The organism is Hymenobacter chitinivorans DSM 11115 (assembly GCF_002797555.1).
GTDB classification, from domain to species: Bacteria; Bacteroidota; Bacteroidia; order Cytophagales; family Hymenobacteraceae; genus Hymenobacter; species Hymenobacter chitinivorans.
This window is the reverse complement of sequence record NZ_PGFA01000001.1, coordinates 1,013,204-1,039,749: the sequence shown is the minus strand read 5'-3', so window position 1 is coordinate 1,039,749 and position 26,546 is coordinate 1,013,204. Positions and strand designations below refer to the sequence as shown.

Annotated in this window: 29 protein-coding genes and 1 tRNA gene; 2 read left to right on the top strand and 28 right to left on the bottom strand. The window is 61.4% G+C overall.

Features of this window, described 5'->3' with window-relative positions:
• Positions 1 to 65: 65 nt before the first annotated feature.
• Entirely contained in the window at positions 66 to 515 is a 450-nt protein-coding gene (locus CLV45_RS04395) for an organic hydroperoxide resistance protein (protein ID WP_100335176.1), read from the bottom strand.
• Positions 516 to 689: 174 nt separating this feature from the next.
• Between CLV45_RS04395 and CLV45_RS04390 the strand changes: the two genes are divergently transcribed.
• Positions 690 to 764 (top strand) — tRNA-Arg (locus CLV45_RS04390).
• Between the two features lie 413 nt (positions 765 to 1,177).
• Entirely contained in the window at positions 1,178 to 2,050 is an 873-nt protein-coding gene (locus CLV45_RS04385; RefSeq protein ID WP_157807288.1) for a DUF2806 domain-containing protein, read from the top strand.
• 6 nt (positions 2,051 to 2,056) lie between these two features.
• On the opposite strand, the gene CLV45_RS04380 is transcribed toward CLV45_RS04385, so the two are convergent.
• From CLV45_RS04380 to CLV45_RS04260, 27 genes are all read right to left on the bottom strand, one after another.
• The gene (locus CLV45_RS04380) at positions 2,057 to 2,674 is read right to left on the bottom strand and encodes a recombinase family protein (protein ID WP_100335174.1); all 618 of its coding nucleotides are present in this window, start codon (positions 2,672 to 2,674) and stop codon (positions 2,057 to 2,059) included.
• On the bottom strand, positions 2,671 to 3,225 hold the full coding sequence (locus CLV45_RS04375; RefSeq protein WP_100335173.1) for a hypothetical protein: 555 nt from the start codon (positions 3,223 to 3,225) through the stop codon (positions 2,671 to 2,673). The genes CLV45_RS04380 and CLV45_RS04375 overlap by 4 nt, the downstream gene beginning before the upstream one ends.
• Positions 3,226 to 3,405: 180 nt before the next feature.
• Entirely contained in the window at positions 3,406 to 6,765 is a 3,360-nt protein-coding gene (locus tag CLV45_RS04370) for a phage tail tape measure protein (protein WP_100335172.1), read from the bottom strand.
• 4 nt (positions 6,766 to 6,769) lie between these two features.
• Positions 6,770 to 6,946 (bottom strand): hypothetical protein, encoded by a 177-nt coding sequence (locus tag CLV45_RS24805; RefSeq protein ID WP_157807287.1) that lies wholly within the window; start codon positions 6,944 to 6,946, stop codon positions 6,770 to 6,772.
• A gap of 8 nt (positions 6,947 to 6,954) precedes the next feature.
• Positions 6,955 to 7,404: a hypothetical protein gene (locus CLV45_RS04365; RefSeq protein WP_100335171.1), complete on the bottom strand. Its 450-nt coding sequence runs from the start codon at positions 7,402 to 7,404 to the stop codon at positions 6,955 to 6,957.
• Positions 7,401 to 8,867 carry a hypothetical protein gene (locus tag CLV45_RS04360; protein ID WP_100335170.1) on the bottom strand — a complete coding sequence of 489 codons (1,467 nt, stop codon included), beginning with the start codon at positions 8,865 to 8,867 and terminating at the stop codon, positions 7,401 to 7,403. Before CLV45_RS04360 ends, CLV45_RS04365 begins: the two co-directional genes overlap by 4 nt.
• Positions 8,864 to 10,813 carry a SprB repeat-containing protein gene (locus CLV45_RS04355; protein ID WP_170061807.1) on the bottom strand — a complete coding sequence of 650 codons (1,950 nt, stop codon included), beginning with the start codon at positions 10,811 to 10,813 and terminating at the stop codon, positions 8,864 to 8,866. The genes CLV45_RS04360 and CLV45_RS04355 overlap by 4 nt, the downstream gene beginning before the upstream one ends.
• A gap of 9 nt (positions 10,814 to 10,822) precedes the next feature.
• Complete coding sequence (locus CLV45_RS04350) at positions 10,823 to 11,374, bottom strand: hypothetical protein (protein ID WP_157807286.1); 552 nt, start codon at positions 11,372 to 11,374, stop codon at positions 10,823 to 10,825.
• A gap of 4 nt (positions 11,375 to 11,378) precedes the next feature.
• Positions 11,379 to 12,173, bottom strand: a complete 795-nt coding sequence (locus CLV45_RS04345; protein WP_100335167.1) for a hypothetical protein — start codon at positions 12,171 to 12,173, stop codon at positions 11,379 to 11,381.
• 305 nt (positions 12,174 to 12,478) lie between these two features.
• Positions 12,479 to 13,057 carry a hypothetical protein gene (locus CLV45_RS04340; RefSeq protein WP_170061806.1) on the bottom strand — a complete coding sequence of 193 codons (579 nt, stop codon included), beginning with the start codon at positions 13,055 to 13,057 and terminating at the stop codon, positions 12,479 to 12,481.
• Between the two features lie 159 nt (positions 13,058 to 13,216).
• A complete protein-coding gene (locus CLV45_RS04335; protein WP_100335165.1) occupies positions 13,217 to 13,531 on the bottom strand; it encodes a hypothetical protein in 315 nt (104 codons plus the stop codon).
• 209 nt (positions 13,532 to 13,740) lie between these two features.
• A complete protein-coding gene (locus CLV45_RS04330; protein ID WP_100335164.1) occupies positions 13,741 to 14,310 on the bottom strand; it encodes a hypothetical protein in 570 nt (189 codons plus the stop codon).
• Positions 14,311 to 14,811, bottom strand: a complete 501-nt coding sequence (locus CLV45_RS04325) for a lysozyme (protein WP_100335163.1) — start codon at positions 14,809 to 14,811, stop codon at positions 14,311 to 14,313. It lies immediately after the preceding gene.
• The gene (locus CLV45_RS04320; RefSeq protein ID WP_100335162.1) at positions 14,808 to 15,314 is read right to left on the bottom strand and encodes a phage holin family protein; all 507 of its coding nucleotides are present in this window, start codon (positions 15,312 to 15,314) and stop codon (positions 14,808 to 14,810) included. The genes CLV45_RS04325 and CLV45_RS04320 overlap by 4 nt, the downstream gene beginning before the upstream one ends.
• Complete coding sequence (locus tag CLV45_RS04315; RefSeq protein WP_100335161.1) at positions 15,314 to 16,315, bottom strand: DUF6712 family protein; 1,002 nt, start codon at positions 16,313 to 16,315, stop codon at positions 15,314 to 15,316. Before CLV45_RS04315 ends, CLV45_RS04320 begins: the two co-directional genes overlap by 1 nt.
• 5 nt (positions 16,316 to 16,320) lie before the next feature.
• The gene (locus CLV45_RS04310; RefSeq protein WP_100335160.1) at positions 16,321 to 17,676 is read right to left on the bottom strand and encodes a hypothetical protein; all 1,356 of its coding nucleotides are present in this window, start codon (positions 17,674 to 17,676) and stop codon (positions 16,321 to 16,323) included.
• A complete protein-coding gene (locus CLV45_RS04305; protein ID WP_100335159.1) occupies positions 17,677 to 18,036 on the bottom strand; it encodes a hypothetical protein in 360 nt (119 codons plus the stop codon).
• 386 nt (positions 18,037 to 18,422) lie between these two features.
• Positions 18,423 to 20,126, bottom strand: a complete 1,704-nt coding sequence (locus CLV45_RS04300; protein ID WP_100335158.1) for a hypothetical protein — start codon at positions 20,124 to 20,126, stop codon at positions 18,423 to 18,425.
• Positions 20,113 to 20,787, bottom strand: a complete 675-nt coding sequence (locus CLV45_RS04295) for a hypothetical protein (RefSeq protein ID WP_100335157.1) — start codon at positions 20,785 to 20,787, stop codon at positions 20,113 to 20,115. The genes CLV45_RS04300 and CLV45_RS04295 overlap by 14 nt, the downstream gene beginning before the upstream one ends.
• Positions 20,765 to 22,129, bottom strand: coding sequence for a DNA modification methylase (locus tag CLV45_RS04290; protein ID WP_211289900.1), 1,365 nt, complete (start codon positions 22,127 to 22,129; stop codon positions 20,765 to 20,767). Before CLV45_RS04290 ends, CLV45_RS04295 begins: the two co-directional genes overlap by 23 nt.
• Complete coding sequence (locus CLV45_RS04285) at positions 22,122 to 22,760, bottom strand: hypothetical protein (RefSeq protein WP_100335156.1); 639 nt, start codon at positions 22,758 to 22,760, stop codon at positions 22,122 to 22,124. The genes CLV45_RS04290 and CLV45_RS04285 overlap by 8 nt, the downstream gene beginning before the upstream one ends.
• 107 nt (positions 22,761 to 22,867) lie before the next feature.
• A complete protein-coding gene (locus CLV45_RS24800) occupies positions 22,868 to 23,092 on the bottom strand; it encodes a hypothetical protein (RefSeq protein ID WP_157807285.1) in 225 nt (74 codons plus the stop codon).
• 4 nt (positions 23,093 to 23,096) lie between these two features.
• Positions 23,097 to 23,648 carry a hypothetical protein gene (locus CLV45_RS04280; RefSeq protein ID WP_100335155.1) on the bottom strand — a complete coding sequence of 184 codons (552 nt, stop codon included), beginning with the start codon at positions 23,646 to 23,648 and terminating at the stop codon, positions 23,097 to 23,099.
• A gap of 50 nt (positions 23,649 to 23,698) precedes the next feature.
• Positions 23,699 to 24,058 (bottom strand): hypothetical protein, encoded by a 360-nt coding sequence (locus tag CLV45_RS04275; protein ID WP_100335154.1) that lies wholly within the window; start codon positions 24,056 to 24,058, stop codon positions 23,699 to 23,701.
• 91 nt (positions 24,059 to 24,149) lie between these two features.
• Positions 24,150 to 25,115, bottom strand: coding sequence for a hypothetical protein (locus CLV45_RS04270; RefSeq protein ID WP_100335153.1), 966 nt, complete (start codon positions 25,113 to 25,115; stop codon positions 24,150 to 24,152).
• 54 nt (positions 25,116 to 25,169) lie between these two features.
• Positions 25,170 to 25,613, bottom strand: coding sequence for a hypothetical protein (locus CLV45_RS04265; protein ID WP_100335152.1), 444 nt, complete (start codon positions 25,611 to 25,613; stop codon positions 25,170 to 25,172).
• A gap of 28 nt (positions 25,614 to 25,641) precedes the next feature.
• A complete protein-coding gene (locus CLV45_RS04260; protein WP_157807284.1) occupies positions 25,642 to 26,544 on the bottom strand; it encodes a S49 family peptidase in 903 nt (300 codons plus the stop codon).
• Positions 26,545 to 26,546 lie beyond the last annotated feature (2 nt).

The following is a 26,546-nucleotide window of genomic DNA, read 5'->3' as shown; positions in this document are numbered from 1 at the left end:
ACCCCACAAAAAAGCCTTCCCGCCAAAACGGGAAGGCTTTTTTTATGCTCTGATCTGACTGCAGGCTAAGCGTTATCGGCTGCCACGGGAGCCGCTTGGCCGGCTACTTTCAGCTCTACTTCCATATTGCCGCGCGTACCCACCGAATACGGGCAGATCTGGTGGGCTTTGTTCACGAGCTCAAAGGCCTTTTGCTGGTCCATATCCTTCAGGTCCACATCCAGCACGGCGCTCAGGCCGTAAGCTTCGCCGTCCTGGAATAGCGTCACGGCGCATTGCACGGTGCTATCGGGGCTCAGCTTAAGGTTTTCCCGGCCGGCAATGACAATCAGTGCCTGTTGGAAGCAGGAGGCGTAGCCGGCGGCAAAGAGCTGCTCGGGGTTGGTAGCTCCCTTCTTGCCGCCTAACCCTTCCGGCACCGACATATCCATATCAATTACGCTGTCGGAGGAACGCACGTGGCCGCTGCGGCCGCCAGTAGCCGAAGCTTCGGCCGTATACAGATTCTTTTTCATGGGTAGGTGTTGGTTGACGAGTAATCGGTTGTGTATCTGTCTTAACTGACTTCCGCCGGATTTGGTTATGCTCCTGCGCCACAGAATTATTGGGCCGCCAGCATCAGCAAATGCATTTTGCGTTTGGCAGGGCATATTTTTCTCTCTACTTTTGCCCCATATCCGCTCCGGACTGGTCGCGTCGTACAACGGATAGTATAAGAGTTTCCGAAGCTCTTGATCTAGGTTCGATTCCTAGCGCGACCACCAAAAACGCCCTCACGGTATCGTGAGGGCGTTTTTCATTATAGTCAGTGGCAGTTTCAGTGGCAGATTTATCCGATTTGCTTCATTTTTGCCCCTCTTCCAGCTTGCGGCGAGGCACGCTTTCGGCCAGGCAGGTAAAAAAATTTGTACCAGCGTCCCTGCACCTTGTGCCACCGGGTGCGGTAGCGCTTCATTTTCGGTTGAGGTGCCGAGTTTACGGCGGCTACGGTACTCCCGAGCGTGAGAGCTACGGCGAGTAGAACAACGAGCAAACGTTTCATAAAATGAGGTAGAAAAGAATGAGGTCTCAAGTACCTCCCCTTTCCTACCCTCGAAAAGGACACGAAAAGACTGGCTGCTCAACCTTGTCCTTCCCCCAATCTCACCGTTCTTGCAGATTGAAAATAGAACGTGATATGCTTTACGAAACCATATTACTAGGTAGTGGTGCCGGAGCTGGCTTCCTGTCTAGCAAAGCTGGCTTGGCTCTGATCGAAAAATGCAGCGAGGCCATGGGCGGCCTGCTCAAACCTTGGCAGATAGTGCGAATGGCTAAGGCTGAGGGCCAAGCCAGCATCATTAAAGCCGAAGCGGATGAAGCTATAAAGGAACTGGCTTTACGCACGCAGAACCGCCTAATTGCTCAAGGAATGCAAGAGCAGCAAAATATTGAGACCACAATTTTAAAATCACTGCCTAATCTACAGGAGTCAGCCACCCCTGAATATATTGATCAAGATTGGTTGGCTCATTTCTTCGATAAGACCCGGCTCGTTTCCAATGAACAGATGCAAGACCTCTGGGCCCAGGTGCTAGCAGGAGAGGCAAATGCACCGGGCTGCTACTCCCGTCGAACCATTGAGTTCTTATCCACCATGTCTCAGCAGGAGGCCATGTGGTTTCGTCAAGCGTGTTCCTTTATCTGGAAAGACCTTGACACACAACAGCTATACGTAATAGCTGATCTAAGTCAAGAAGAACCATTACCAACTGGTATAACAGTTGAAAACTTTAAACACCTAGCTGATATCGGACTTTTTACTATTGCCGCTTTTGGGGCAAACGTCACCCCATATTATCTAAATAAGCCAAGCGTCAGAATAGAGAACAACGATGTTAGATTGGAAGTCAAAGCTCTTGTAGCTCTGCCTGTCGGAGATGCGCAAATGACTAATATCGGGCGTGAGTTATATACGATATGCCGCCCAGAAGCCGCGCCTGATCTCCTTGGATACACCCGCAGATACTTGAGCACGAAGTCTGCAGGTAATGTAATTTGTGAACTATAATCCCGGCTACTCGGCAGGGTTCTCTTCTTTAATGAAGTACTTGTGGACCGTACCCACCGGCACGTCGACGGCCGCACTGATTTTCCGGACGCTGAGGCCTGCTGCTTGCAGCTCTCGGATCTGGGCGACTAGCTCTGGAGCCAGGGCGCGTCGGCCGTGCACGTAAACCTCTCCTTTCTCAGTAGCCTTGAGCTTCTTCCGGGCCAAGCCCTGCTTGACGTTTTCGCTCAACCGCTCACTGTAGTAGCCGGCAGCCCAGCTGAGCACCGCTTTCATAAAGTCTTTCATTGGGCCGGCCGTATTGAGCATCGGCTCGGAGTAGCTCCAGAAGCTCACCCCGCACTGCTCCAGCAGCGACGTATACTCGAACACCTTCTCGACTCCTTCGCGGCTAAAGCGGCTTAAGTCCCACACACGCACCAGGTCGAACTTGCGCTTGCTGGCGTCGGCCAGCAGCTGCTGGAAGGCCTTCCGGCTGGACTTGCGGCCCGAGTCCTCATCGACGTACTCCTTTACGACTACGTCGCCTGCGCGCTCGGCTTCGCGGCGCAGCACCAGCAGTTGGTTTTCCGGGTCCTGGTCTTTATCCTGGGTTGATACTCGGGCATATAGGGCCACTCTCATTGATTCTCTACTCCAATGTGCTTATGGATAATGTCCTGTACTATCTGAGAAGACGTTATAATTCTCTTAGCAGAATCATCTAAAGTAGGCCGTAACTCCTTGAATTGATTTTCAAACTCCTCAAACGTGATGGCATTATTCAGGTGCTTACTTATCAACATGATAAAAGCCATGCATATATTCGAAAGCGTATCATTGAACTCAGCCAGAGGTCCTATGTCAGCAAGTGGGATAAAGAACGAAACGCATACGTAAGTACTTGTCAAGTTCTCGTGTGCGGCTAACAGCCCACCCACTAACTTTTCTAGCTTTTCATCATCAGTGTTGATTACTACTGGAAGGGTGTTTAGTCTGGCAAACATTACCCCAACAGCATTGGAGTAGTGCTTTATTTCTGTGTTGCGGATTGCTAACAACCCATTGTACCGAATCTCTTCTCGCTTAGTACGCCTGTCTAATACAATCTTCACTATGGCAACTGGAATACTTGCCAACACTACAATCTGAGACCAGTACTTAAATGCGTAATTGAACACCTCTTTTGCTGACATGGGACAAATATGTGCAATATGACAAGTATCTCTTTCAGTAGAAGAGAATCAATGCCTCATTATTGAGCATCTACCGGTGTTCAGAATACCTGTCCGAAAAAGCCCCCAAGAAACAGCGTTTTTTGGGCTTCAGGAGGGTCGCTAAAAGTGTTCAGAAAAGAACTCTAATCCGAACACCACTTAGCCGGTAATTCCGTTGCCGCGCTGGATCTGTTTCACCACATCGAGGTCCTTGTTCAGATCAACTAGGTCCTGCTGCACCACCTGCAGCTCGCGAGCCCAAGTGCCGACTTCGTTGGCATAGTGCTCTTGGCCGGCCACCAGCTGCCGGAGCAGGCTCACCACGTCGCCCGAGCCCAGCAGCTCCACGTCCGGATCCACGGCCTGGCTACTGCCCTCGGTGGTGGGGCCACCGGTGATGAAGCCCCGCTGGCGCCGGGCCTCCAGCCACTGCTCCATCTGAGCTACCTGCGGGTCAGCCCGCATCCACTCCGGAATCACGTACTCATTCTCGTGCACCACGCCGGCCACGGCGAAGCCATCCTGGTCGATGAGCTTGCCGTTGGGGCCCACCTGCAGGCCGGCCAGATCCAGAGGCCCACCCCCGCCGCTGGTGCGGCCACCGGAGCGGAAACCCATGCCCATGATTTTACCAATCTGCACGGCCGCCACGCCGCCGGCGAATAAGTTAGCCCCGATGGTATAGGCCGTGCCGATGGGAATCGACACCGGCGGGGCCATGGCCGAAATCTTGGTGCCCGTTTCGGTATTGACGGCAATCTGCTTGGCCAGGCTAATGCCGACCTCAGCCGCCGCCATGGTCTTTTGCACGACCACGGCCGCTTTATAGATGGCGGACTTCTTGCCGAAGATTTCCGCCAGCAGGTTTATCTCCCCCTCACCCAGCACCTTTTTCACGGCACTCACCAGCTGCTCCGCCTTGACCAGGTCCTGGTCGAGGTTCTTTTTCTTGGCGGCATACTCGGCCTGCTCCTTGAGCTTGTTGGCATTGGCTTTCTTATACTCGGCCGTTTCGGCCCCACTTTTCTCCTTGAGCAGCTCTAGCTCCCGCTCGTGGGCGGCCAGCTTCACGGCGTACACCGCATCCTGGTAGGCCCACTCATCCAGTACGCCGTTGGCCAGCTTCAGCTCCAGCGCTGCCAGTTGCTCCTCCGCTTCGGCCGCGGCCAGCTCCAGCTTTTTATCGATAGCCTCCTGCCGGCGTTTCTCCTCTTCCTCGGCATGCTTGTCGGCCAACTCGCGCAGCTGCAGGTCCCGCTCCTCGACGATGGCTTTCACTTGCTCCGTATAGTCCGCTTCCGAACCTGTGAGCTTCCGGACCCGGTCGGTGGCGGCATCGAAGATTTTCTGCTGCTCCAGTATGCGCCGGGCCTCCGCATCGGAGACTTCCCGTTCCCCCAGTTGGTTGAGCAGGGCATTGCGCCCTTCCATTTCCTTACCCTCAGCCTGAACGAAGCGCTTGATATCATTCAGGCGGTCCTGATCTACCTTGTCCCGCGCCTCCTTGGCTTTTTTTCGGGCTGCTTCCGCATCCTTCTCGGCCTTGGCTTTGTCCGACTCGGTCATGCCGTCGCCACCAGCCGCCTTCGTAGGGCCCTCCGGAGCCTCGGCCCCACCCGACGTCGACGTGCTGCTGGCCGCGGCACGCTTGGCCGTCGCATCGGCAAATGCCTTGGTATAGGCATCGCCGGCCGCCTTGCCGATATTCTTGAACTCGTCGGCTGCGCCGCCGAAGTCCCGGTCGAGGATTTTGCGCCAGGCCCGGCCGATGGTACCGAACGAACTCTCAGCTGCAGCGGAGAAGCCGGCGAAATACGCCGGGCCGTTGCTGAGCAGCTCAAACAGGGTGCGGATAGGCAGCGTCATCACCGTCAGCGCAGCCCGGGCCACCTCCGACGACTTGGCCCAGTCGACGAAGCCGCGCACCAGGTCGGCCACCAAGCCCCAGAGCAGCTTGGTGGGTACCATCAGGAGCCGGAACACATTGCCTAGGGCCTCGCCCATGGATTTGGCCGAGAGGCCCTCTTTCGAGACCAGGCCCAACGACTCGCCCAGCTCGACAAAGGCATCCCAGATTTCCTGCACCGGGGCAACCAGCTCCTTGAAGGTAGCCGCCAACGAACCCAGCAGCGCATAGAGCACCGTCAGGCCCTTGTTGGTCAGCGTGTCGAGCACGGTGCTGCTGCCTTCGAACTGCTTGGCCAGGTCGTTCTGCACCGAGGCCAACTCCTTCTGGCTGGCCAGTAGGACCTGCTGGCGCTGGGTGTACACGTTGGTGCTGTCGACCAGGCCGTCGACGCCGGTCGACACGTTGCGCAGGGACTTCAAGTACTCCAGGCCCGCATCTTCGCCCGGGCCGCCGAACACGTCGGCAATCACGGTTTGCAGCTGCGAGGCCGGAATCTTGGTGTCGTTCATCTGCTGCGACACCTTGCGCAGGGCCTCCACCGAGCTGAGGCTGCCGTCGTTAACGCCGTCGAGGATTTCCTTGGTGAATTCGGGCCCGAAGGCGGCATACATGGCGTCCTTGGTGGACTTGGTCTGCTCCCGGATCCGCAGGCCGAACTCTTTGACCACGTCGGCGCCCTTGTCGGAGAAGATGCCGGTGGTCACCGACTGCGAAATCACGCCGATGGCTTCGTTGGCCGAGAGGCCGGCGGCCTTGAACTGCGGCGCGTACTCCTTCACCTGGTCGAGGAACTCGCCCGAGGCGTCGGCGCCGCTCAGGAAGCCCTGCTCGATGAGCCGGATGGCCTCCTGCTGGGAAATACCCATCTGCTTGCTCAGCGTGTTGCTGGCTAGGAGCACTTCGTTGAAGTCCTTGTCGAAGGTCTTGGCCACGGCCGCCACGCTGGTGCTCAGCTCGTCGAGCTCCGCCCCAGTGGCGCCGGTCAGCGTGTTGATCTGGCTGCGCAGGTCCTCGAACTCCTTGACCGTCTGGGCAATTTCGGCGCCCATTTCCTTCACCACGTCGACGGCGGCTTCCAGGCCGACGCCGACGCCGGCGAAGGTCAGCGCGTCCTTCATCGTGAAGCCCTTCTCGGCCGTTTCGCCCATTTCCTTCTTCACACCGTCGATGCGCTTTTGCAGCTCCTGGTAGTCCCTGAGCAGCTTGGCCCGGCCCGGGTCGTCGGCCGACAACTCGTGCAGCTGCTGCTCGAGCAGCGCGCCGGCGGCCTTCATGTCCTTGAATGAGGCCGACACCTTCTGCCCATTCAGGACTACCTCCCGGTTTTCCTGGTTAAGCTTCTCGGTGGCCAGTTGCAGCTGACGCTGCTCCTCGGCCAGCTCCTCGGTCGTTTTGATAATGGTGCGCTGGGCCATGCGGGCTTCCGTAATGCGGGCCGTGAGGCGCGCAAAATCATCTTGGAGCTTGGCCCGGCCCGGGTCGTCGGCACTCATTTTTGCCAGCTGGTTGTTCATCAGGCTGGCACCGGCGGTCATTTCCTTAATGCTGGCGTTGGGCTGTACCGCATCCAGCAGGATTTTTATCTTCCGCTCTTCGCTATTGTCTGCCATGGTCTTAGAGGCTCTTGCGGCCGTTTTCTAGCTCCGAAATCTTCCGACCGACCTCCAGCAGCTCCTGCACGGACTGGTCAAACTCATCGGAGCCTACTTCGATCTGCTGCAGGTTTGTGGTCAGCACCTTCTGGGTGATGCGCAGGCTGCGCAAGGATTGGGGGTGTGGATGTTGGTTCACGACGTCACTTAAAGGTTGATGTGGGTAGTTTCAGGCAGCGCATCGGTCACGGCGCTGATCAGGATGGTGCCGTGCAGCTCACTCATCAGCTCGGCCAGGCGCTTGGTCTGGTAGGCCAGCTCCTTCGAGTACCACTTGCGGGCCTTGCGCTCGTGGCGCTTCAGCCGGCCGCGGCTGGTGCGGATCCGGTCGTAGCCGTCATCGGCCTTGCGCACGCCCTGGCCCATGCCCCGGCCCACGCCCATGTCGACGAACTTGCCATACAGGGCATAAGAGAGCTGCAGCTGCAGGCGGCCGTCCGCCGAGCCGATGACCTGCTTCTTGAAGCTGGCCAGCAGCGCACCGGTGTCCTTAATCTTGAGCTGGCGCATGTTGGCCTGGAACCGCTCGACAGTGATGTCGAGCCACTGCAGAGCCAGGGCGTGCTCGGAAAGGTGCAGATCTGGGGCGGTGCTCATAAGCGAATGGATCGGTAAGTGAAGCGGGCCGTCTCCAGCCGGCTGGCGGTGGGAATGCTCAGCGAGATTTTCTGCCAGAGGTACTTGCGCATCCCGACCATTTCCTTGCGCGCCGGCGTGAGCGTGAGCAGGTCGGCCACGTCAAACTGCATGGTGCGCTCCGACGTGCTGGCGCTGTCCAGGAAGCTCAACCAGGCTTGGTGGTGGCGCTGGTAGAGCCCTTTTGGGCCCGCCCAGTGCAGCGTATCGGTGCCGATGCTGGTACCGGCCCAGGTCTCGGCGCCGCTGGTTGCCAGCGGGTAGAGGGCCCCGGTCGAGTCGGGCTGCAGGCCGCGGTCGAAGAGCAGCATCAGGCTGGCCCGGCTCTCCGGGCTCAGCTCGTACACGTCGCCGGCGCCCGGGGCCGACACGGCCGGCGTGAGCCACTGGCGCACGGTGGGCTGGAGCAAGTCCTTGCCCTTGACCATGTGCAGAGTGCCGGCCCCGCAGTCGACGACGGTTTTGCCGGCGCCCACCTTGAAGGTGCTCCAGCTTGTGTCGAGCGTTTTATTGAGCTCGTCGTCGAGCAGCTCCAGCTTGAGCGTGAAGCCCAGGCCCTCGGCCGGCGTCGTGCGCGCTACGCCGCCCACCCGGTCGATGTAGCTGTGGTCGGCCACCACGTCGCTGAGCCGGGTGATGAGCAGCTCGTTGCGCACCGGGTTGAAGTCGTAGCCCAGGCCCAGCAGTTTCTGCAGGGCAATCAGGAATTGGCCCGGGCCCATGTCGGGCACGTGCCGATTCAGCTGCAGCTTGCCGAAGAGCGTGGGCGTGGCCACCCGGTCGGAGTACACCACCAGCTTCTGGGCCTCGGCCGAGTCCAGCCAGGGCCCGCTGACCGAGTAGCCCAGGGCCGCCATCACCCGGCGCAGCAGCGGAATCAGCCGCAAAAACGGGGTCAGAAAGTGGGCGTTCGGGTCGGTGGCGGCCAGGTAGGCGCCGTTGCGGTAATAGTTCAGATAGCCTTTGTAGAGCGGGTTTTTCTCCCCGAAAAAGGCCGTATTCTGCACTACAGGCATGGCATAGTCCGCCGCGGTGGCCGTCACCACCCAGGGCACTTCGCCCAAGTCCATGGTGGCCAGTGACAGGCCCTCGATTTTGCTTTGCAGGTCGGTGGCGTCGGCCACGAAGTGGTACTGGAGCAGCTCCTTCTCCTCGTCGAAGTCGCGGTACACCAGGCTGCCCCGACGCCAGAGCAGCTCCTCGATGAAGAACAGCACCGGCTCAGGCTCCACCTTCTGCCCCTGCTCGGCCCGGATGTGCGGGAAGTTGAGGCGGATGGCGTTGTTATCCGTGAGCGGGATGGTGAACGGGTACGTAGTGGTGCCTGGTACCGAGTCGAAGGAAAAGAAGGAATTGGCCAGCTCCAGGGTGATGCTGCCGGCGGTCAAGTCCAGGCCGCCGGCAGCCGTTTCGAGGCGAATCATAACGCGCCCGAGTCTGGCCCCACCGGCAGCACCGGCTGGCCCGCCGGCACCTGCGGCAGCAGGGGCGTGAAATAACTCTCCCGGGGCAGGTAGAACTCCAGGTCCAGCGTCTGGATGGTTTTGCCCTCCGATACGATGGGCACCTGCTTGGCTTTGAGGTAGCCGGCCACCCAGCGCGAGCCGTTGCGCAGCAGCACCCGCCGGCTGAGCAGCAAGTCCTGCAGGCCCAGCATCGTGGCCCGGGTCAGGTGCACGCCGCTGGCCAGCTTGAGCACGGGGCGCAGCTGCCGCTTCTGCACGGCCGTGTCGCCCTGTAGTGGGTCGTAGTCCAGGGCCAGGGCCAACTGGGCTTCCTCACCGGTTACCTCGGCTTCCTGGTCGGCCTCGCCGGTGGCCACGTAGGTGTTATTGCCGCCCAGCGAGTTGGCGTACAGAAGGTAGCGCCGCTGGGCCACCGGTAGCCGGTCGAGGACATAGTGCCGTTTTTCACTCAGTGGCACGCCATCTTCATCGACGACGGACACCTCCCAGCGCACGACTTGCTTGCCCAGCTTGTCGCTCAGGCCCAGCTGCTGGTAGCCCGCCGGCAGGCAATAGATTTCAAACAGCCCGGCCCCGAACACCGTGTCGAGCAGGAAGGACTCCTGGCTGTTATCGGTATAGGTCACGACGACGCGTGGGGCAAAACTGGTCACCTCAGCCGAGGGCACCAGGTAGTAGAGAAACTCGGGCTGGTCCACGGCCGCCGGCTTAGGATTGACGTCCCAGGTCAGGAAGGGCTTGACGCCACTGAAATAGCTATTGAACCAGGTGCGGGTCTGCTGCTCGGTGAAGTTGAGGCCACCCAGGGCCACGTAGTTCCGCGCCACCGTTACCGAGCCGCTGCGCACGGGCGGGTTGCCGTACACCTGCGCGTGCTTGAGGTAGAAGCGCCGAAACAGGCTGTCGGCCCGGGTCACGGTGTTCTGGCCCGGAGCCGGCACGTGCGGCTGCAGGAACTTGGCCAGCAGCTGTTGCACCTGGAAGGTCGTGCGGCCGTCGCGGTCGGCGGGCTGCTCGAGCACGGTGCCCACCAGCTCGAAGTTCTCGCTCAGATACTCCTTTTCCAGAAACACCTCACAGACAAACGAGAGGTTAGGCTTGGTGCTGGGGTTGGCCCGGTAGGCGGCGCCGGCATCGAGCTTCAGCGTGATAGGGTTGCCGCTCCAGAAGAAGTTATTCTCGATGATGGTGAACGTCACCGTCTCGGCCGTGCAGCCCTGGGCGTCGGTCACGATGCAGGCGTAGGAACCGGCGCCTAAGTCCGGGCGGTCGGGCGTGGTGGGGCCGTCGTCCCACAGGAAGCTGTAGGGCGGCACCCCGCCGGTGACTTCCACACTGGCCGAGTTCGGCGTTTTACGCAGCAGCACCAGCAGCTGCGGGCTCTGCCCGACGACCACCTGCACCGTGACCTTGCTGCTGTTGGCATCAGTCACGGTAACCACGTAGGTGCCCGCCGTGACCAGGCTGCGGTCCTTCGTCGTTGGGCCATCGGCCCAGGCATAGGTCCACACACCAGTGCCGCCGCCAGGCGTCACAGTGATGGCGCCCGTGGCGCTGCCAAAGCAGATGGCCTTGGTGGGCACGGCCGTAGCGGTGAGCACCACTTCCTGCACCGTGAAGCCGCCGGCGCCATCGTGGAAGTAGCCGTACCAGGTGGCTCCAATTGCCTCGGAGAAGAAGGGCACGTCCAGCGGCCAGCTGAAGTCCTCGGGTGGGGCTTCGCCGACGGCATCGTTCTGGAAGAAGGTGTTGCGCCCCTGATCGGTGACCTGGTTGGTAAAGAGGACCTTTTTGGAGGCCGTGTTGAACTCGTAGCGGTCGGCAATAAACTTGCTGCCGTAGTCCGCTCCGTTGTCGCCCTGCCAGGTGCCGTCGCCGAACCACTGCAGTTTTATGCGAATCATTGCCATCGGTTAGAAAGTAAAGGCGTCTGGCTTGTAAGCCAGCGCGGCCGTTGCCGGCGTGGTGAATTCAAAATCCAGGCGGGTGCCGTACCAGGTGCCGTCGCCGAGCGGGCCCAGCGACTCGCTGGCCAGGCTGCCGGGCGTGATGCGCACCTTCACCTGGCCCTGCAGGGCATGCTCGATGGCGCCCATGATTTCCTCGGCCGTCTGCTCCGTGTCATCCAGCGCCAGCTCGATGGCGTCGTTGTCGGTGGCGCTGGGCACTTGCTGGAGCACCATAAAGGCACCATGGCGCACGCGCTGGCGGTTGTCGCCCTGGTTGTCGCGGTAGTCGGTCACGCAGGACTCGGCCACGAGCACATGGCTGCCCGCCGGCGGCTTGACCTTGCCGGTGCGGCCGATGACCTTGGTCAACTCGTGCATTTCAGCCTGGCGCTGATAGGGGTCCTGCGCGACGATAATGCGGGCAAAGCGTGACAGCGCCGCCGTGTGCTGGATGCGCTTGTGAGTCATGGCCAGCTGGCGAAGCAGGCCCACGTATTGGGAGTGGCGTAGAAGCATATTCTTAGCGTTTGGCGTCTTTGAGCTGTTTTTTGTAGTCGCGGGCCGCGTCCTGCATTTCGGCCATCAGGGTGCGCAGGTGCTGGCGGGCGGTTTGCTCCAGCGTGCCGAAGGCGCCGCCACTGAGCTTGCGTAGCACCCGGCCCCAGTCGCCATCCTGCTGGGCGCCGACCTCCTGCTGCTGCACATCGAAGACTTCCGGGAACTCCAGCTCGAGCTGGGCGCGGCAGCCGCGGTACCAGGTAGTGATGGCCAGCTTCTGGTCGTCGGGCAGGCGCTGGAGCTTCTCGGCGAAGTACTCCAGGCGGTGCTCGTTAAAGGCTTCGCGCTGGTCGCCCTGCCAGCGGGGGTCGCTGGGTCCGAGCCCAGGCACGACCGGCCGGTAGAGAGCCGCCAGGAACAAGTGCAGGGCCTCAGCCGATTGGCAGGTAGCCCAGGCCCGGAAGTAGGTATCGGCGAAAATGAACTCGCCGAAAAGCACGTTGCCCAGGCTGCTCTTTGGGCCCGCATACCGGGTGACGCCCACCCGTACCACCGGCAGCAGCTGCTGGGTGAACAGCTGCTGCTCGTCGAACACGAAGTCGGTGACGCTGTAGAGCTGCACGCACTGCACGGCCGGCAGCTGGAGCAGCGTGGCTAGTGGCGCGCCGCTGAGCACGTGCAGCAGCTGCAGCGGCCGGGGCAACTTGCCCTCGGGGCCGTAGAGCACGCGCACCAGGTGCAGCAGCTGGGCCCGGGTGAGCTCATTCCAGGTGGTGGGCACTTTGTAGGTCGTGCCCCAGATTTGCAGGGTATCCATGGGGCAAAGCTGCCGCCGGCTACCTCGGGTAAAAAGGACACAAAAAAGCCCCACAGCGCGGGGCTGTGGGGCTTGTCATTAGCCAGATCTTCCGAAAAGCGAGGAGTTCACGAAACTCATCGCAACTCTAGGTTTTCTGTACTTGAAAGGTGAACCAGTTTCTTGAACTCAAACTGGGCCATAGGACCACTTTGCTATGCCCGTAAGAGTGCATGAGCAGTAGTTCAGGAAAAGGAGCGTCTGATAGTGGAATTACATAGTTACGAATAGCGAAGAAGCCCCACTATTCTTGCAGTGCAGCACTATTACTCCACTTTGTAAGAGTTGTTGTCGAACATTAAATCGACAGAATTACTCCACCAGGTCTTCTTACTATCCTTATCCTGGATGCCATGCATAGAAGAAGGAAAATAAGGGACTTCCTTAAATCCGAAGCGAACGGTACTGACAAGGCGCTTATAGGACCCTGCTGCATACGCAGCAAGCTGCTCGGCCTGGGTACGGATAAGGGCAGCGTCCTTTGATATAAACCCGTAAAAAACGAGCTTCTGATAGGGGTTGAGCTGTATTTGAGTAGGGATGTTCTTATCGCATTCACTTCCCCATAAGTATATTCCCTGCCTATTCGTTACCCAATTCTCATCCCAGCCGCAGGACATGATCCAGAACTCCCTCAGGGTGCCGGATGTGTTGCGAACGGTCAGCTTCACAAAATACCCCTCGTCCCCATAGTTTTTCTGGAACGAGAACATAGAAGATTTTCCTTCTCCCGTTATTTCTGCTGTTACAGTCAGATCTTGTGGTAGGAGTACTTGGGCTTGTATTGCCGGGGTAGATAGCCCGATGAATAGTAAGCTTAAGAGCAGCCTGTATAGGAGGGGCATTTTCATCAAATAGCGAAAGGCTTCCACTTTATGGAAAGGGTCCGCTCAAATAAACGCAAAAGCCCCGATATGCAGTTGGGCTTCTTCAGGCAGAAAATTATGTTAGCCTAAATGGTCGTTTAGATCTAAACGAGGACATCTGCTAGGCTGGGGCCTCCCCTATTCGCCCTCGTGCCGAGGCTCGTACTTATCCAAAGCCAACTCCAGAGCCGACACCACTTGCAGCAGCTTACTCTCAGTGTTGCTGAGCGGCGTCAGCGGAAAGATGTCGTAGGCTTGCAGGATTTCCAGGGCCTCTCCGTCACCCACGTAAGCTGGCACTACTCGGGGCAGCCGCAGTGGCTTGAGCACTTCTTCCGCCGCAGTAGGTTCGTCCACATCGCCGAGTGAGTACCGGAACCCGTCGCCGGTGCCGTTGGGGTCTGGATCCGGCTTGCTCTTGAAGCCGATGGGGTTACTGGTTTTCTTGGCCATGGGCGTTCAGCAGTCGGCGGCAAGCCGGGGAAATTGCTGCGAACACCAATGATTCCTAGGAACCCTAAGTATGTGGCTCATCCTGCCACTCTTCTCCCCGGCCGTATTTCGACGGCCAAAGATTCCCAGGCTTCAATCATTCATTGGTAGTTCGCGGTGCGAAGGTAGCAAAGCAAAACGCCCCAACCAGCACGGTCGGGGCGTTTATTTTAGAGCAGCCAGCGGCCGCGCAGCCACTTGTTCAGGCAGAGCAACGTGGCCAGTACTGCCAATACGATAACCAACCAGGGCAGGCCAGACTTCGTGACGGCCGCAGCCTGGGCTCCGTCGCCGGCCGCCAGGGCCCCACCCTTCTGGGCGGCCTTGCGTTGGTCGACGGCGGCAGCCAGGCTGCCGGCGGCCACCGGTGCCTTGCTCTTCCCGACGGCCGCAGCCGTGGCGCCGGCGCCGGCGGCTACGCCACTGTTCTTGGCGGTACTGACGGCCGTGGCGCCGGCGCCGGCGGCCAGCGTGCTGTGCTTGATTTTCACCGTCGTCGGCGTCACGCCGGCGCGGGCTAGGTTCCGTCGCTGTGCACGGGCCCACTTGCGCTTTTCAGCCGGAGTACTGCCCGCCGGCGCCGGCACCAGGTACGCTGGCAGCTGGGCCAGCTCGTCGAGGCTGAGCGAGTCGGTGGCCCTCGTCGACAACGTCGGCACGTCGGCCGGCCGCGGGCGACTGGTGGTGCAGCTGCTCAGCGCAGCCAGCACCATGAGCAGGAACGTAACAAAAGCTTTCATCTACTTTGAAAAGTATAGAGCCAACTCGTTTGCCCGCCGGCGCACCAGGCCGGGCGCTACCTGCTTCTCGCCGGCCTCGTCGACCAGGCCATCCTTATCATCGTCCTTGCGGTTGCGCGTGCCGTCCATCTTGTTCCAGACTTCCCAATAAGGCCGAATCACCGCCTCCGGGGCCCGCTCGTTGATTTTCTTGACCAGGTTAGAAGTGGCAAAACCCGTTGTGCCGATGTTGTAGCACATGGTCACGCAGGCATCGAACTGGTTCTGGGTCAGCGGCACCTTGATGGCGCCAGTGACGGCCGCCTCGTAGCGGGCCAGGTCCTTGGCCAGCAGCGCGGCCGCCTCGGGCTCGGTCAGCACAGCCGTTTTCAGGTGCTCCTCCCCTTTCTGAATCACGTGGCCGTAACCGATAGTCAGAATGTGGGCCGGGCAGTAGTAGGCCTTAGCCATGAACTGCTCCTCTTTTTTGATCAGGGCCAGGCCCTTTACTCCGGTTTTCATGGGGTAACTTCTTCAATGGGTGACGTAACAGTGGTGGCCGTGCTCAGGTCGGCCGGGGGCTCTTTGCTGCGGAACGAGCCAGTTTCTTCCCAGTCCGTCATGCCCTTGCGCAGGAACTTGGGCAGCGGCAGGCCCTGGCCACCGAGCCCGCGCAGGTTCTCGTCAATGGACTTGGCCTCGATGATTAGAATCATTAGGTAGATGGCGAACTTGATGCCCAGCGACATATAGTCGGCCCAGGGCACGCGGCTGCCGTCGATTTCGATGGCGCTGAAGACGTGCGCCACGACGATGCCCACGCCGTAGTCGCGCAGCTTGGTGAACATCTGCCGCATGCCGCGGCTGTGAAAGCGGCCCTGGTGGAAGCTGCGGGCCATGCCCAGCAGCGTATCAATCAGGAAGAGCACCATCAGGAAGGCCAGTGCATTCCAGTCGTTGAACACGAACTTTTCAAACAGGCCGCCGGCCGTGCGCAGGGCGTCAGGAAGTAGTAGCGAAAGCATTAGCAGGCGCGGTAAACGCGGGATTCCGCGGTATTGAGGGGAATGGGTGTCGTCGCCGGCTTGTAGATGCTGCTGGCGAAATACGTGGCGTACCGAGTGGCTGAGGCCGTGCGGTTGAGGAAGGCGCGCATCTTCTCGAGCAGGATGTCGGCCGCGCGCTGCGCCTCGAAGGCCCGGGCCTGGAGCAAGAGGTCCAGGCCGGCATCGGCTTCCTTCTCGTTGGCGTCATCGATGCGGGCCACCATCAGCTCAATGCCGTCCCCGGTCAGGCGCAGGCCCAGCTCCGGGATAGCCCGGGCCAGGGTCAGGCTGGCCAGAGCCGGGCGCATGTAGGTTTCCAGCAGCTCCTCGTTCTCCTCGCTGAGCGTGCGGGTGCGCACCTGGTCGCGCAGCTCCTGCAGAAACTCGTCGCCGAGCTGGGGGGCCAGGATGAAGAGCTCCTGCCGGCGCATCAAGGGCTTGAGGGCTTCGAAGACTGGCCAGCTGGAGCTGATGTTCTCGAAGCGGTTGAACTCCTCGACCGAGACGATGAGCTGCCGGCGCAGCGTCTGCCCCGGGCCCGCGGCCCAGGCCTGCAGTTCCGGGGAACCCTCTCGGCTTTGCTCCAGCCAGTAAAGAAGGTGGCACAAGTCCAGATAGCCCTTGCGCAGCAGCGTTTTCTCCAACTGCTTGGTCTGCCACTGAAAGGCCGTTTTGTGCGTCGTGGTGGACATTATCTGAATGCCGGTGTTGCTCACCGTCATTTGCAGCTCCACCACCACGCCGGCCACGCCCAGGCGGGCCAGCGGCGCCTGCACCACGCGCAGCAGCCGGGCCGCCAGCGAGTCGGCCTCAATGCCGGCATCGTACTGCGCCTGCAGCCAGGCCAACAGCGGGGCGCCCAGCAGGGGCCGCAGCAGCACGTTTTCCAGCCGTTCGATTTCGGGCGGCAGCACGGTAGGAAATTCGTTGTCGTCGATCTTGACGAATTGCGCCAGCTCCTCGGGGGTTTTCAATAACATGGGCCTTAGAATTTGCTGCTGGACTCAGCCGCCTGGTCCAGCGTGTTGATTTCGGTATTGAGGAAGCGGAACTCGATATCCGGGTCCCAGCCGTTGTAGTCGCGCACCAGGTTGAGCGGCTCCAGAATCAGCTGCTGGAGGTAGTAGTGCGTGGCAATGAAGGCGTTGAAGGCCACGCGCTTGTCGGAGCCCGAGCCGGCGCCCATGCCCTTGCCCGGCGAAATGCCCGAAAGCGTGGGGTCCACCTGCAGGGCGGTGTAGATGTGGCTGGCCGCCTCCTGCGAGTCCTCGATGTAAATGCCTGACTTGATCTTGTCGTCGATGGCCGTCACCTTGAAGGCCTGGATGAGCTGCCCGGGGTTTTGCGGGTCGGTGAAGGTGATGGTCAGGATGGACTTGCCCGCCCCCTCAGCGCCGGCCATGGTCTTCTCGAAGTCGGCCAGCTCGTCGCCGATAATCTGCCGGCGGTCTTCGGTCGTTTTGGTATCCCAGTCGGGATATTTCCACTTCCAGTAGCCCTCGTGGGCTTCGATGATGTACTTGAGGCTGAGCTGGTTTTTAAACAGGGCCTTCTTGAACTCGGGAATGGTCTGCGCCACGTCGAGCCAGCCCGACTTGCGGATGCTGTTCCAGGGAATGAGCTGGTAAAGGGCCTGGCCCGGGCTGGGCAGTGACAACGGGTAGACGTACTTGAAGCCCCGGGTATCGGCGCGCAGGCTCTCGGCTACGTCGAAGTAGGGGTCCAGCACCGGGATGCTGGTTGTAAAGCCGTCGCCGGGCTTGGCCTCGGGCCAGTTGGCCGAGTGGTGCAGCAGCGCCGGCACCGCCTCGCCGGGCTTCTGCACCGAGTAGCGGCAGAAGGTGGTGTCGAGCGTAGCCAGGCTCGTGATTTCGCTCCGGTCCTTGCTGAGCACCAGCTCGGGCCAGCCGTTGGCAAAGTTGACCAGGTTCTGAATCCCCTCGAAACCGAAGCGCGGGATGTTGCTGCGCCGAAAAAACGCCTTGATTTCGTCGTTTTTCTCCCGTTTGAAGATTTCGTTGCCCTTGTCGTCGTAGCCCGTAACCTTGCCGTAGACGATGCCCTTGCCGTAAATGGCCCGCGTTTTCCAGTCCAGCACGGGGGGAATGATGCTCGACTTGGAAATTTCGGCCAGCACCTGCTGCGGAAAGTCGTTGTTGGGTCCCCATAGGGCCACGTCGCCGGACTCGCCCTTAGCCACGGCCGTGGTCAGGTCGGCCCCGCCACCTTTGCCCGGGGCGCTGGTGCCGCCCTTGGTGGCGCCCATGGCCCCGCCGATTCGGAACACGGAGCCGTTCAAATACCCGACGTTGCCGCCCGAGTTGAAGATTACCTGCTGCATTTAGAGGATGACGTTGCGGCCGGCTACGGCCACGAGTAAGTAGATATGCACCTTGACCAGCTCGCCGGTGCGCGTATCGACCAGGTTGCGGGTGGCGTTTTCGTAGTGGTTAGGATTCTTAGGCGTCGGCACCGGCACGGGGCACACGTCCACGCCGGCGGCATCTTCCGCCGCAGGGGCGGCGCGCAGCACGGCCTCGGCGGTCCGTTTGCCGGTGCCTAACCGCGCGGCCGGCAGCGTGCCAAACTCGCCGGCTACTTTGGTGCGGCGGTTGGCTTTCACGTACCGAACGGCCACCGGCGCGCCGGCTTCGAGTAGTTCCAGCGCATCCTTTAAGTGAAGGGGGGCGGGTGTTTGCATAGGGGGACAAAGCTGCCCCCGCTGCGGTCCGGCAAAAAGGACACAAAACCACCCTGAGCGGGCTGAAACGAAGCAAAAACCCAATCTCACAGCCAACCGCCTACACGCGCCGGAAAGGGCGATTTTGGGCGTTCAGAGCGTTTTCCAGTCTCACCGGTGTAGCGCCGCACCCCGGCTTGCCCTGTCGCGTTTTGGCAGCTGCCAAGGCCGACTTCGGGGATATCTGTGGGCGAGACGGCTCTCAGGCGACAGCCACACAGGACACAGATGCGCTCGTGCGCACCGAAGTCGCCATCGGCAGTTTATGTGACAGGCATGTGACGCAGGCAAACAAAAAGCCCCAACGCAGGGCGCGTTGGGGCTTGGCTTGTGTGATGGTCACGTGCCTACACGACCAGGGCCCTGCTCCAGTCGATGCCGGCATTGATGACGTCGGTGCCACAGCTGAGCATGTGCAGGTCCACGTTATCGGTATAGTGGGTGGCGTGCTGCGCTGGGAAGCTCTCCTTCTTCTCGCTGGTCTTGACCTTAATGATGCGACCCTTGCTGTCCTGGCTCACCGGGGCCAGAAGCATGGCCTGCACCACGTCCTTGGTGTTGACCTTGTTGAAGCGCATGCGCAGCAGCTTGGGGTCCCGCTCACTGAGCAGGGCCTGGGCCAACTGGTAGCGCGTGGGGTGCCCTGGGATACGACCCAGGCCGAAGGGCTGCACGCGCCATCCCCGGGCCCGCAGGCCCCGCATGAACTGCTCGTTGAGCGTATAGGCGCTATCCGGGCGCCGGGCGTTGCCGTACTCCTCGTCGCTGAGGAACTGCACCTCCTTCTTCAGGTGGGGCTGGTAGTAGCGGCAGAACTCGTCCAGCAGGTCGTCGATAAAGGCGGGGTGCTTGACGTGCATGCCCTTGAGGAAGCGGTACTCCCGCTTGTCCACGTGGGGCTGCCCGACGACCAGGGTGGTAATGCGGGCACCCCAGTCCACCGACACGCGCAAGGCCTGGTGGCTGCGGCAGTCACTGTCACCCAGGCTGGTGGAGAGGTCCTTTTCAAAGCCCTTTTCGCCAAACATGGCCCCGCCGGCCTGCTTGAGCTGCTTCAGGTTCATGTCCAGGCCCAGGATAAAGCTGTCATCGGCGCACTCCTGCACGTGCACGGCCTGATTGAGCTGCGGATAGAAGCCGCCCTCGACCGTGGTGGGCCGCCGGTTCATCATCTCCACCATAAAGGTGAAGTCGGTCATGAACTTGCGCTGGTCGAGCAAATACTGCAGGCCCAGGTTCTGAATGTTGTCGAAGGCGTTGGCCTCCGAGTAGAACGTGCCCTTTTTAGGGGCCGAGGGGAAGTAGCGCACGGCCGCCATCAGCTTCATCACCTCGTCGCGCCAGATGGTCAGGCGCTCCTGGTCGGAGGTGGCATCCAGGAAGCGCACCTGGGCCTCAATCAGCGCATTCTGGCGCTCCACCAGGTCCACGCCCTCCTGCTCGTAATACCGCGACTTATCCAGCAGCCAGCGGCCCTGGTCGCCCCAGGGCATGCTGGAAAACAGAAACACGCCATGATGCTTTGGGTTTTTGCCGAAAAACTGCCCGTTACCGCGGTTGGTGGCCGACAAGTCGGCATCGAGCTTGTTTTTATCGAACAACAGGGCCTCGTCGCCGATAAAGCCGTCCACGTTCAGACCACGTGACGAACTGCCGCCGGCATCGAGCGAGACCAGGTGAAACCCCGTCCCATTCTTGAAAATGATGAAGTGGTCGTAGTTGAGCGGCCCCTCGTGGGGCCGGGGCCAGTTCAGCGTCGCCGGCGGCTTGCGGCCAATGTAGAAATCATGATTCAGGCGGTAGCCCAGCCGCTCCAGCGACGAAATGGTCGAGGGCAGCGTGCGGCTGAGCACCTGCTTGTAGGTCGAGCCCACAATGACCCAGCAGCTGCGGGGCATCGTCTGCACGATTTCGTGAATGTCCCAGGCGATGATGCTCGACTTGCCCGTCCCCCGGCCCCAGAGGCTGATGCCCTCCTTCTTGCCCCGGGCCGTGATGTAGCGCATCTGGGGCTGGTTAAATTTGAGCTTCACCTGATCAATGATCGTCATCCGGATGGGCCTCCTCGCCACGCATTAGGTTTTCCATTTGCTCCACGCCCAGCACGTTGCTGTTGACCGCTTCCTGCAGCAGCTCGTACTGCGCATCCTCGATGGCGTCGAGCTTGCCGATGTCGATGGCATGCGTTTTCGGCCCCCGGGCGCCCTGCACCGTCAGGTTGATGGTGTAGCTCGTGTTGCCGTTGCCGCCGGCGTCCTCGTAGCCCGTATCGGTCCGGTGCAGGCCCATCAGGTGGGCCTCGAACTTGGCCGCGGCCAACGCCCCGCGCACGTCGGGTGGGCGCTGGGTCAGGCAGAGCTGCTTGAGCATCTGGGCATGGCTGATGAGCAGGGCCCGGGCACCCTGCTTCTTGACCTTCTTCAAGTCGCCCATCATGTTCTGGGCATCGGCCAGGCGGCGGTAGCAGGTGGCCCGGCTGAGGCCAAATTGCTTGGCCAGCAGCGGCCAGGCCTGGTCGAAGGTGTGGTAGTTGAGCAGCAGCGCGTAGGCGGCCTCCATCTGCTGGTTGCGCAGCTTATCCGCCGGCGACAACGCCGAGAGCCCGGGGCCCGTGCCCTCGGCCTCCTCGATGGCGGCCGCGTAGATGCGCTCGACGGCCGTCGAGGTGGGCAGGCTCAGCCCGGGTACACTAGGCAGCTGCGGCGTGGACATACTCGTCGAGTTGGGCGGCAGTGAGCTCTACGCCGTTGCGGAAGATGGAGAAGGCGCGCTGGTTGTCGCGCATGAACTGGGCAAAGCGGCGCACGTGCACGTCGCAGAAGCGCGGATCCAGCTCCACGGCGTGGCAACTGCGCTGGGTCTTCTCGCAGGCAATCAGCAGCGAGCCCGAGCCGCCAAAGCCGTCGAAGACCACGTCGTCCTGCTTGCTGGAGCAATCGAGCAGGTACTCCAGGATGTCCAGGGGCTTCATGGTCGGGTGCTCGGCATTGCGGGTGGGCCGGTCGAACTTGAGCACGGTCGTTTGCTTGCGGTCGGCGTACCAGGGGTGGGCAGCTCCCTCCTTCCAGCCGTAGAGAATGGGCGTGTGCTGCTCCACGTACTCCTGCAGCTCCGAGAACCAGGGGTGCGGGCCCTCGTCCTTGTAGCCGTAGAGAATGGGCTCGTGCTGCCAGTGAAAGTCCTGGCGGCTGAGCACGAAGGCCTGCTTGACCCAGATCAGGCACTGCGAAAGCTTCAGGCCGGCCTGCTGCAGCATGTCCCGGAAGCTGGCGCCCTCACTGTCGGCGTGGAACACGTAGAGGGGCGCCCCGGGCTCCATGTGGGCGTAGGCATTGGAATAGAAGTCGTAGAGAAACGCCCGGAAGGCGGCGCTGTCCATGTTGTCGTTCAGGATGGTAAGCGCCTCCTTGGTGCCGCCCTCGTAGTTGATGTTGTAGGGCGGGTCGGTCAGCGTGAGCCGGATGCCGCGGCCCTGCAGCAGCGCCTGCAGCACATCGGCCTCGGTGGAGGAACCACACACCAGGCGGTGTGCCAAGTCGCGCCCATGGCTGCGAAACTCGTACACGTCGCCCAGCACCGTGACGGGCATTCTGGGCAGCACCGGGTCGAACTCCTGCTCCTCAGCCGGCGGCAAGGTAACGGCCGACAACGCGGCTAGCGCCTCCAGGGAGGTAGCATCCATGATGCTGGCAAGGTTCAGGTGGCTGAAGTTATCGAGCAGGCTCTGGTAGTCCCACTGGCCGGCCCCGACGTTCGAGGTGACGTTGTACTCGTCGACTTCGGCCTTGGTGAGCAGGCGGTTGGGCACGCGCACGTCGATGCGCTCGTCGCCACGGCCCAGGTCCACGAGCACGGCCAGGCGCTGGTGGCCGGCCAGCACCAGGTTGTCGGCGTTGATGGCCGGGATTTCGGCCAGGTTGAACTTAAGGATGCTGTTGGTGAGGCGCTGGCGGCCTTCCTCAGTCAGGATCCGTGGGTTGTAGTCCATCGGCACCAGGTCGCGCACCCGGCGCTCCTGCGTGCTCCACTTCAGGGGAATCAGTTGTTCAGACACGTGTAGTACGATTTAGTTTGGTTCGGATCAGGTCGATATCGGCCTCGACGCCGGGCAGCTCGCCGGCGCGCTTCTCGTTCTTGCGCAGTTTGGCGCGCAGGGCCACCAGGTTGCTCAGCCGGCGGCGCAGCTCGCCCTCGTCGGTGATGTCGGCCAGCGCCACCGGGCCGGCCGGCAGCTGGCCATGGGCCAGCACGTGGTCCTCGAGCTTGAGTAGCCGGGTCACCTCGTCGCCAATATCCAGGATCCGCAGCGCCGCAGCACCGCGGGCCTTGCGCCCCAGGGCCGTGAGCTGCGCGTGCAGCTGGCTACGCTCATCCCGCAGGGCCCGCAGTTGGGCCCGCACGACTGGTAGGTCGGGTGCGTCGACGTGGGTGGTCACTTGCGCGGCAGGTGCCGGCACTGGGGCAGGTTTCGACACTGCAGGGGCTGGTGCCATGGGCGCTGGTGGCGCCGGGTTACTGGCCAGTGCCTGCAGCTCACGTCGCAGCACCTGGCGGCTGTAGCCAGTGGTGCCGGCGGCGAAGAGTTGCTGGTACACCGGGCTGCCACCCAGCTGCGCATATAGGGCCGCACCGGCGGCAAAATCAGCCGGCTGGGCCAGCCAGGCGAAGAGTTCAGGCGGTATCATACCCCAAAGCTGCCGCCGGCTACCTCGGCTAAAAAGGACGCAAAAAAGCCCGGAGCACTGCCCCGGGCCTTTCCCTCTCCCACCGTAGTGCTCCCGCCTACGGCTCCTTATCCTACGCCTGGCGGCTGTTTTGCTTTGCGCGTCTTCTTGGCCACCAGGTAGGTAAACTGAGGGTCCTGTACCAGCTCCTCGACGTCAGCCACGGTGAGCTTGGTCATATCGATGCGCCGGCGCGGGTTGTGGAGGTCGATAACACAGGGCGGTATAGTGGCTGTGTACTTCTCGGCAACTTCGGGCCGTAGCCGCTGCTGGTACAGGGATTTCGTTGCCATGGCCTTAAACCGTTGGTGTCGGCTTATGCACCACGTTGGCCTTGTAGAGCTTGATGGCCGTGGCGTAGCACTCGCCCTTCACCATAGTGCCGCGGCGGCCACTGGAGAGCTTACCCGAGCCCCAGCTGGGCGTCAGTTCCACGGGCAGGCCCTTGGCCCCCACCTGGATGTAGGTATCGTCGGCGTCAGGCACCAGCATGATGCCGCCGATGTTCTTGACGATGTTGAGGAATTCCAGCGACTCGGGTTTGTTGCCGGGGTGGAAGCCTTCGAAGCTCACCTTCAGGCCGCGGCCGTCCCGCTCCCCGACAATCTCGGCCTTGAGCTCGTTCGAGTCCAAGGTGATGTAGATTTCCAGGAAGCCGTAGCCTTCCTGGAAGGTGTGCGGCGTGGCAATGACGGCCGACGTGCCCGGGGCTGCAGCGGCCGAGTAAGCCGGGGCCGTGGCGATGGTTTCAAACCATGACTCGGCCGCCCAGAGCACGTAGCCGCGCAGGCCGGGCGTGTTGTCGACGCCTTCCAGGCCGGGCAGTGACGTTAATTTAGACAGATCCATACGGGTGCTGTTTGACGATGGTCGAATGAGTTTAGGGGCTGCAAGGCAGCTTAGGCTTCAGCCTCCGTGCCGGCACCCGCTTTGGCCTTGGGCTTGGCGGGGGCCTTTTCCACCGGCTGCAGCAGGCCGCTGTTCTTCTCCACCAGGTACTTCAGCGACTCTTTGTCCTGCCCCAGCTCGGCGGCCTTCACCACCTTGCCGTTGATGTTGAACTGCTTGGCGAGCACGCGGTACTGCTTCTGCTCGTAGCTGACGATGGTCACCTCGGCCTGCGTCTGGGCCGCTTCGGCATTGGCAATCACCTCCGACTGCTCGGTGATGATGGTGTTCTGGTCGTCAACCAGACGCTGCTTGGCCTCCAGCTCAGCGGTGAGGCGGGCAATGGTTTGTTCGGGGGTTTCCTGGGCCATGATGGTGCCGTGAAAATGCGTTTATGGATGAAAAAAGGGGCTCACCAGCGGGCCGGCACCCTGCTGTAGGAGGCCGGCCCGGGGCGAGGGGTTAGCCCAGATCCTGGTCGTTGGTGAAGACGATTTCGGGGATGATGAAGCCGATACCCATGCTGAAGTCGGTGAAGAACTTGAGCAAGCGGTCGATGCTCTCGACCATGATCTTGGACTGGTTCTGGATGCGCTTGCGCAGCACGATGGCGTTACCCTTGGGCGTGCACCAGATTTTGCTGGTGCCGCGGTGCGAGGTCAGGCCCTGCACCGTGATGTTGGTCTTGTGGATGGTGTTGCCCAGCTCCCCACCGCCGGTGTTCTTGCCGTACTTGCGCTCCTGGCCCCGCAAAAAGGCCCGGGCCACGGCCGGCGAGGTGCCCAGGATCATGGGAATGTCCCAGTAGTCCTGGTGGATGCCATCGGCAAACTTCTCGAACTGCTCCACCAGGGCCTCGGGGTTGGTCACATCCAACGCACCGGTGATGATGGGCGTGATACGGCCGGCCGTCACGTGGCCGTTGATGGTCTTGCGCAGGCCGTCCATCGACGTGCCGGCAGCGCCGGGGGTGCCGGCAACGGGGGCCACGTACACCCCGCCGTAGATTTCGTGGTGCTCGATGTCCTGCTTGATCTGCGGAATCAGGTACACCTCGCAGTACCAGCGCACGAAGGGCCAGGTCTTGCGGTCGATGTCCGCGTCAAGGCCGTCAAGGAAGCCCAACCAGGTGGCTTCGAGCTCATCCGGATATTCCTGCGCATCGACCTTCATCTTGAACTGCTTGATCTCCACGGGCGTGAACTCCACGCCGGCCAGCGGGGTGAAGGCTTTCTGGAAGGGCTGCACCACGCGGCTGAACATCGTTTTGGCGGCGCGCCAGATGGTGTCGTCCGTGTTGATGGGCGTGAACATGCTCTCGGTATTGGTCGTCGAGCGCAGCAAGCTGTACAGGCGGGACAGGTTCTGGCCCTGGTTGAGGTAGTAGGCGCCAAACTGAGCGACGACCTGGGTGATAGTTAAAGCCATGAGTGGTAACGAATAGAAGCAAATGGGTGAAAAAATGAGGGAAGTGGCGCCGGCTTAGCTGAGCATTTCAGCGTGCAGGGCCTCGACCAGCTTCTGGTTGGCCTCGGCATCCGAGGGCTCATCGGCCAGGTCGTTCTCGCCGGGCGTGCGCACGGCCGAGGTGTGCTCGGCACCGGGCGTCTTGCCCAGTTTGTCGGCCCGCAGCTTCTGCGCGTCACGGTCCTCAGTGAGGGTTTTGTTGGCCGCTTCCAGGTCCTTGACCTTCTCGCTGGCTTGGGTAGCAGCCTGCTCAGCGGCGTCGACGCGGGCGGCCTTCTCGCTGAGCTCCTCGTAGGTGGCCGAGTTGATCAGCGCGGCACCGGTGATGTTGAGGCCCTCCAACTCCGTGTTGGCGGCTTCGGCTTCTTCGGCCGAGACGGTTTCTTTGCCCACCAGCGCCAGCATAGCGGCGCCCAGGGTCAGGGGTGTAGCGGTGGTTTTGTTCCCGAAAAGCTTCATGGTATGTGCTTGAAAAAGAGATGTATGGTTACTTGCCTGCGCCGCCGGCCTGCACCAGGCGCACGCACTCGCCAATGGCATCCGAAAAGGAGCCGATGGCGTCGATGAGGCCAATGTCGCCGGCCTGGCTGGCGAAGAAGGTTTTGCCGGCCGCGGCACCGGATTTCTCGAAAAGTTTGGTATCGAGGCGGCTGCCCCGGTTGGTGCGCACGTCGCCCAAAAAGCCCGTGGCAATGGCCGTCAGGTTGGCCTGCACGGCTTTGTAGTCGCCTTTGGCGGCCGCGGCGAAGTCGGCATTCTTCTGCTTTGACTGCTCGGCATACACCTCATGAAACTTCACGCCCAGGCTGGCCAGGTAGGGCTGCACGTCCATCCAGCTGGCCATGATGCCGATGCTACCGATGGTGCAGGTTTCGTGGGTCACGATGATGGTATCAGCCGCCGAGCCAATCCAGTAGGCAGCTGAGCACATCAGCCCGTCCTCACACAAGGCCACGACGGGTTTGCCGGCGGCCTGACAGGCCTTCACGCCATCGACGACGCTCTGGGTACCGAATACCTGGCCACCCGGCGAGTCGATGCGCAGCAGTACGGCGCTGATTTCCGTGTCGCGGGAAGCCCGCTGCAGGTCATTGGCCAGTGACATCAGGCCCCGGGGCCCGCACTCCTGGTCGGCCTTCATCAAGGGCCCATTCACGCCCATCACCCGCACCACAATGCCATCCGTGCTGCCGGCAGCGCCGCCACTGAGGCCAGCGGCCGCGCGGGCCGCGTAGCTGATGCCACCGCGGGCCCCGAGCGTGGCCACGTAATCAGCTGGAGCTGCGGCCGCCCGCAGCTCGGCCATGTTCTGGTCCGCCATCAGGGGCGCACTACCAGTGAGCAGCCCAGCCACCAATGGCAGATAGGACTGCGCGTGCTCCAGGGACATGG

What these genes read in the sequence shown, in the direction of transcription:
- CLV45_RS04325 (WP_100335163.1), bottom strand. Translation starts at nt 14,811, where the DNA reads ATGAAAACCGGAGTAAAGGGCCTGGCCCTGATCAAAAAAGAGGAGCAG.
- CLV45_RS04275 (WP_100335154.1), bottom strand. Translation starts at nt 24,058, where the DNA reads ATGGCCCAGGAAACCCCCGAACAAACCATTGCCCGCCTCACCGCTGAG.
- CLV45_RS04315 (WP_100335161.1), bottom strand. Translation starts at nt 16,315, where the DNA reads ATGTTATTGAAAACCCCCGAGGAGCTGGCGCAATTCGTCAAGATCGAC.
- CLV45_RS04395 (WP_100335176.1), bottom strand. Translation starts at nt 515, where the DNA reads ATGAAAAAGAATCTGTATACGGCCGAAGCTTCGGCTACTGGCGGCCGC.
- CLV45_RS04365 (WP_100335171.1), bottom strand. Translation starts at nt 7,404, where the DNA reads ATGAGCACCGCCCCAGATCTGCACCTTTCCGAGCACGCCCTGGCTCTG.
- CLV45_RS04385 (WP_157807288.1), top strand. Translation starts at nt 1,178, where the DNA reads ATGCTTTACGAAACCATATTACTAGGTAGTGGTGCCGGAGCTGGCTTC.
- CLV45_RS04370 (WP_100335172.1), bottom strand. Translation starts at nt 6,765, where the DNA reads ATGGCAGACAATAGCGAAGAGCGGAAGATAAAAATCCTGCTGGATGCG.
- CLV45_RS04300 (WP_100335158.1), bottom strand. Translation starts at nt 20,126, where the DNA reads ATGACGATCATTGATCAGGTGAAGCTCAAATTTAACCAGCCCCAGATG.
- CLV45_RS04295 (WP_100335157.1), bottom strand. Translation starts at nt 20,787, where the DNA reads ATGTCCACGCCGCAGCTGCCTAGTGTACCCGGGCTGAGCCTGCCCACC.
- CLV45_RS04320 (WP_100335162.1), bottom strand. Translation starts at nt 15,314, where the DNA reads ATGCTTTCGCTACTACTTCCTGACGCCCTGCGCACGGCCGGCGGCCTG.
- CLV45_RS04345 (WP_100335167.1), bottom strand. Translation starts at nt 12,173, where the DNA reads ATGGATACCCTGCAAATCTGGGGCACGACCTACAAAGTGCCCACCACC.
- CLV45_RS04280 (WP_100335155.1), bottom strand. Translation starts at nt 23,648, where the DNA reads ATGGATCTGTCTAAATTAACGTCACTGCCCGGCCTGGAAGGCGTCGAC.
- CLV45_RS04305 (WP_100335159.1), bottom strand. Translation starts at nt 18,036, where the DNA reads ATGCAAACACCCGCCCCCCTTCACTTAAAGGATGCGCTGGAACTACTC.
- CLV45_RS24800 (WP_157807285.1), bottom strand. Translation starts at nt 23,092, where the DNA reads ATGGCAACGAAATCCCTGTACCAGCAGCGGCTACGGCCCGAAGTTGCC.
- CLV45_RS04285 (WP_100335156.1), bottom strand. Translation starts at nt 22,760, where the DNA reads ATGATACCGCCTGAACTCTTCGCCTGGCTGGCCCAGCCGGCTGATTTT.
- CLV45_RS04355 (WP_170061807.1), bottom strand. Translation starts at nt 10,813, where the DNA reads ATGATTCGCATAAAACTGCAGTGGTTCGGCGACGGCACCTGGCAGGGC.
- CLV45_RS04265 (WP_100335152.1), bottom strand. Translation starts at nt 25,613, where the DNA reads ATGAAGCTTTTCGGGAACAAAACCACCGCTACACCCCTGACCCTGGGC.
- CLV45_RS04260 (WP_157807284.1), bottom strand. Translation starts at nt 26,544, where the DNA reads ATGTCCCTGGAGCACGCGCAGTCCTATCTGCCATTGGTGGCTGGGCTG.
- CLV45_RS04335 (WP_100335165.1), bottom strand. Translation starts at nt 13,531, where the DNA reads ATGGCCAAGAAAACCAGTAACCCCATCGGCTTCAAGAGCAAGCCGGAT.
- CLV45_RS04375 (WP_100335173.1), bottom strand. Translation starts at nt 3,225, where the DNA reads ATGTCAGCAAAAGAGGTGTTCAATTACGCATTTAAGTACTGGTCTCAG.
- CLV45_RS04360 (WP_100335170.1), bottom strand. Translation starts at nt 8,867, where the DNA reads ATGATTCGCCTCGAAACGGCTGCCGGCGGCCTGGACTTGACCGCCGGC.
- CLV45_RS04330 (WP_100335164.1), bottom strand. Translation starts at nt 14,310, where the DNA reads ATGAAAGCTTTTGTTACGTTCCTGCTCATGGTGCTGGCTGCGCTGAGC.
- CLV45_RS04340 (WP_170061806.1), bottom strand. Translation starts at nt 13,057, where the DNA reads ATGCCCCTCCTATACAGGCTGCTCTTAAGCTTACTATTCATCGGGCTA.
- CLV45_RS04310 (WP_100335160.1), bottom strand. Translation starts at nt 17,676, where the DNA reads ATGCAGCAGGTAATCTTCAACTCGGGCGGCAACGTCGGGTATTTGAAC.
- CLV45_RS04270 (WP_100335153.1), bottom strand. Translation starts at nt 25,115, where the DNA reads ATGGCTTTAACTATCACCCAGGTCGTCGCTCAGTTTGGCGCCTACTAC.
- CLV45_RS04380 (WP_100335174.1), bottom strand. Translation starts at nt 2,674, where the DNA reads ATGAGAGTGGCCCTATATGCCCGAGTATCAACCCAGGATAAAGACCAG.
- CLV45_RS04350 (WP_157807286.1), bottom strand. Translation starts at nt 11,374, where the DNA reads ATGCTTCTACGCCACTCCCAATACGTGGGCCTGCTTCGCCAGCTGGCC.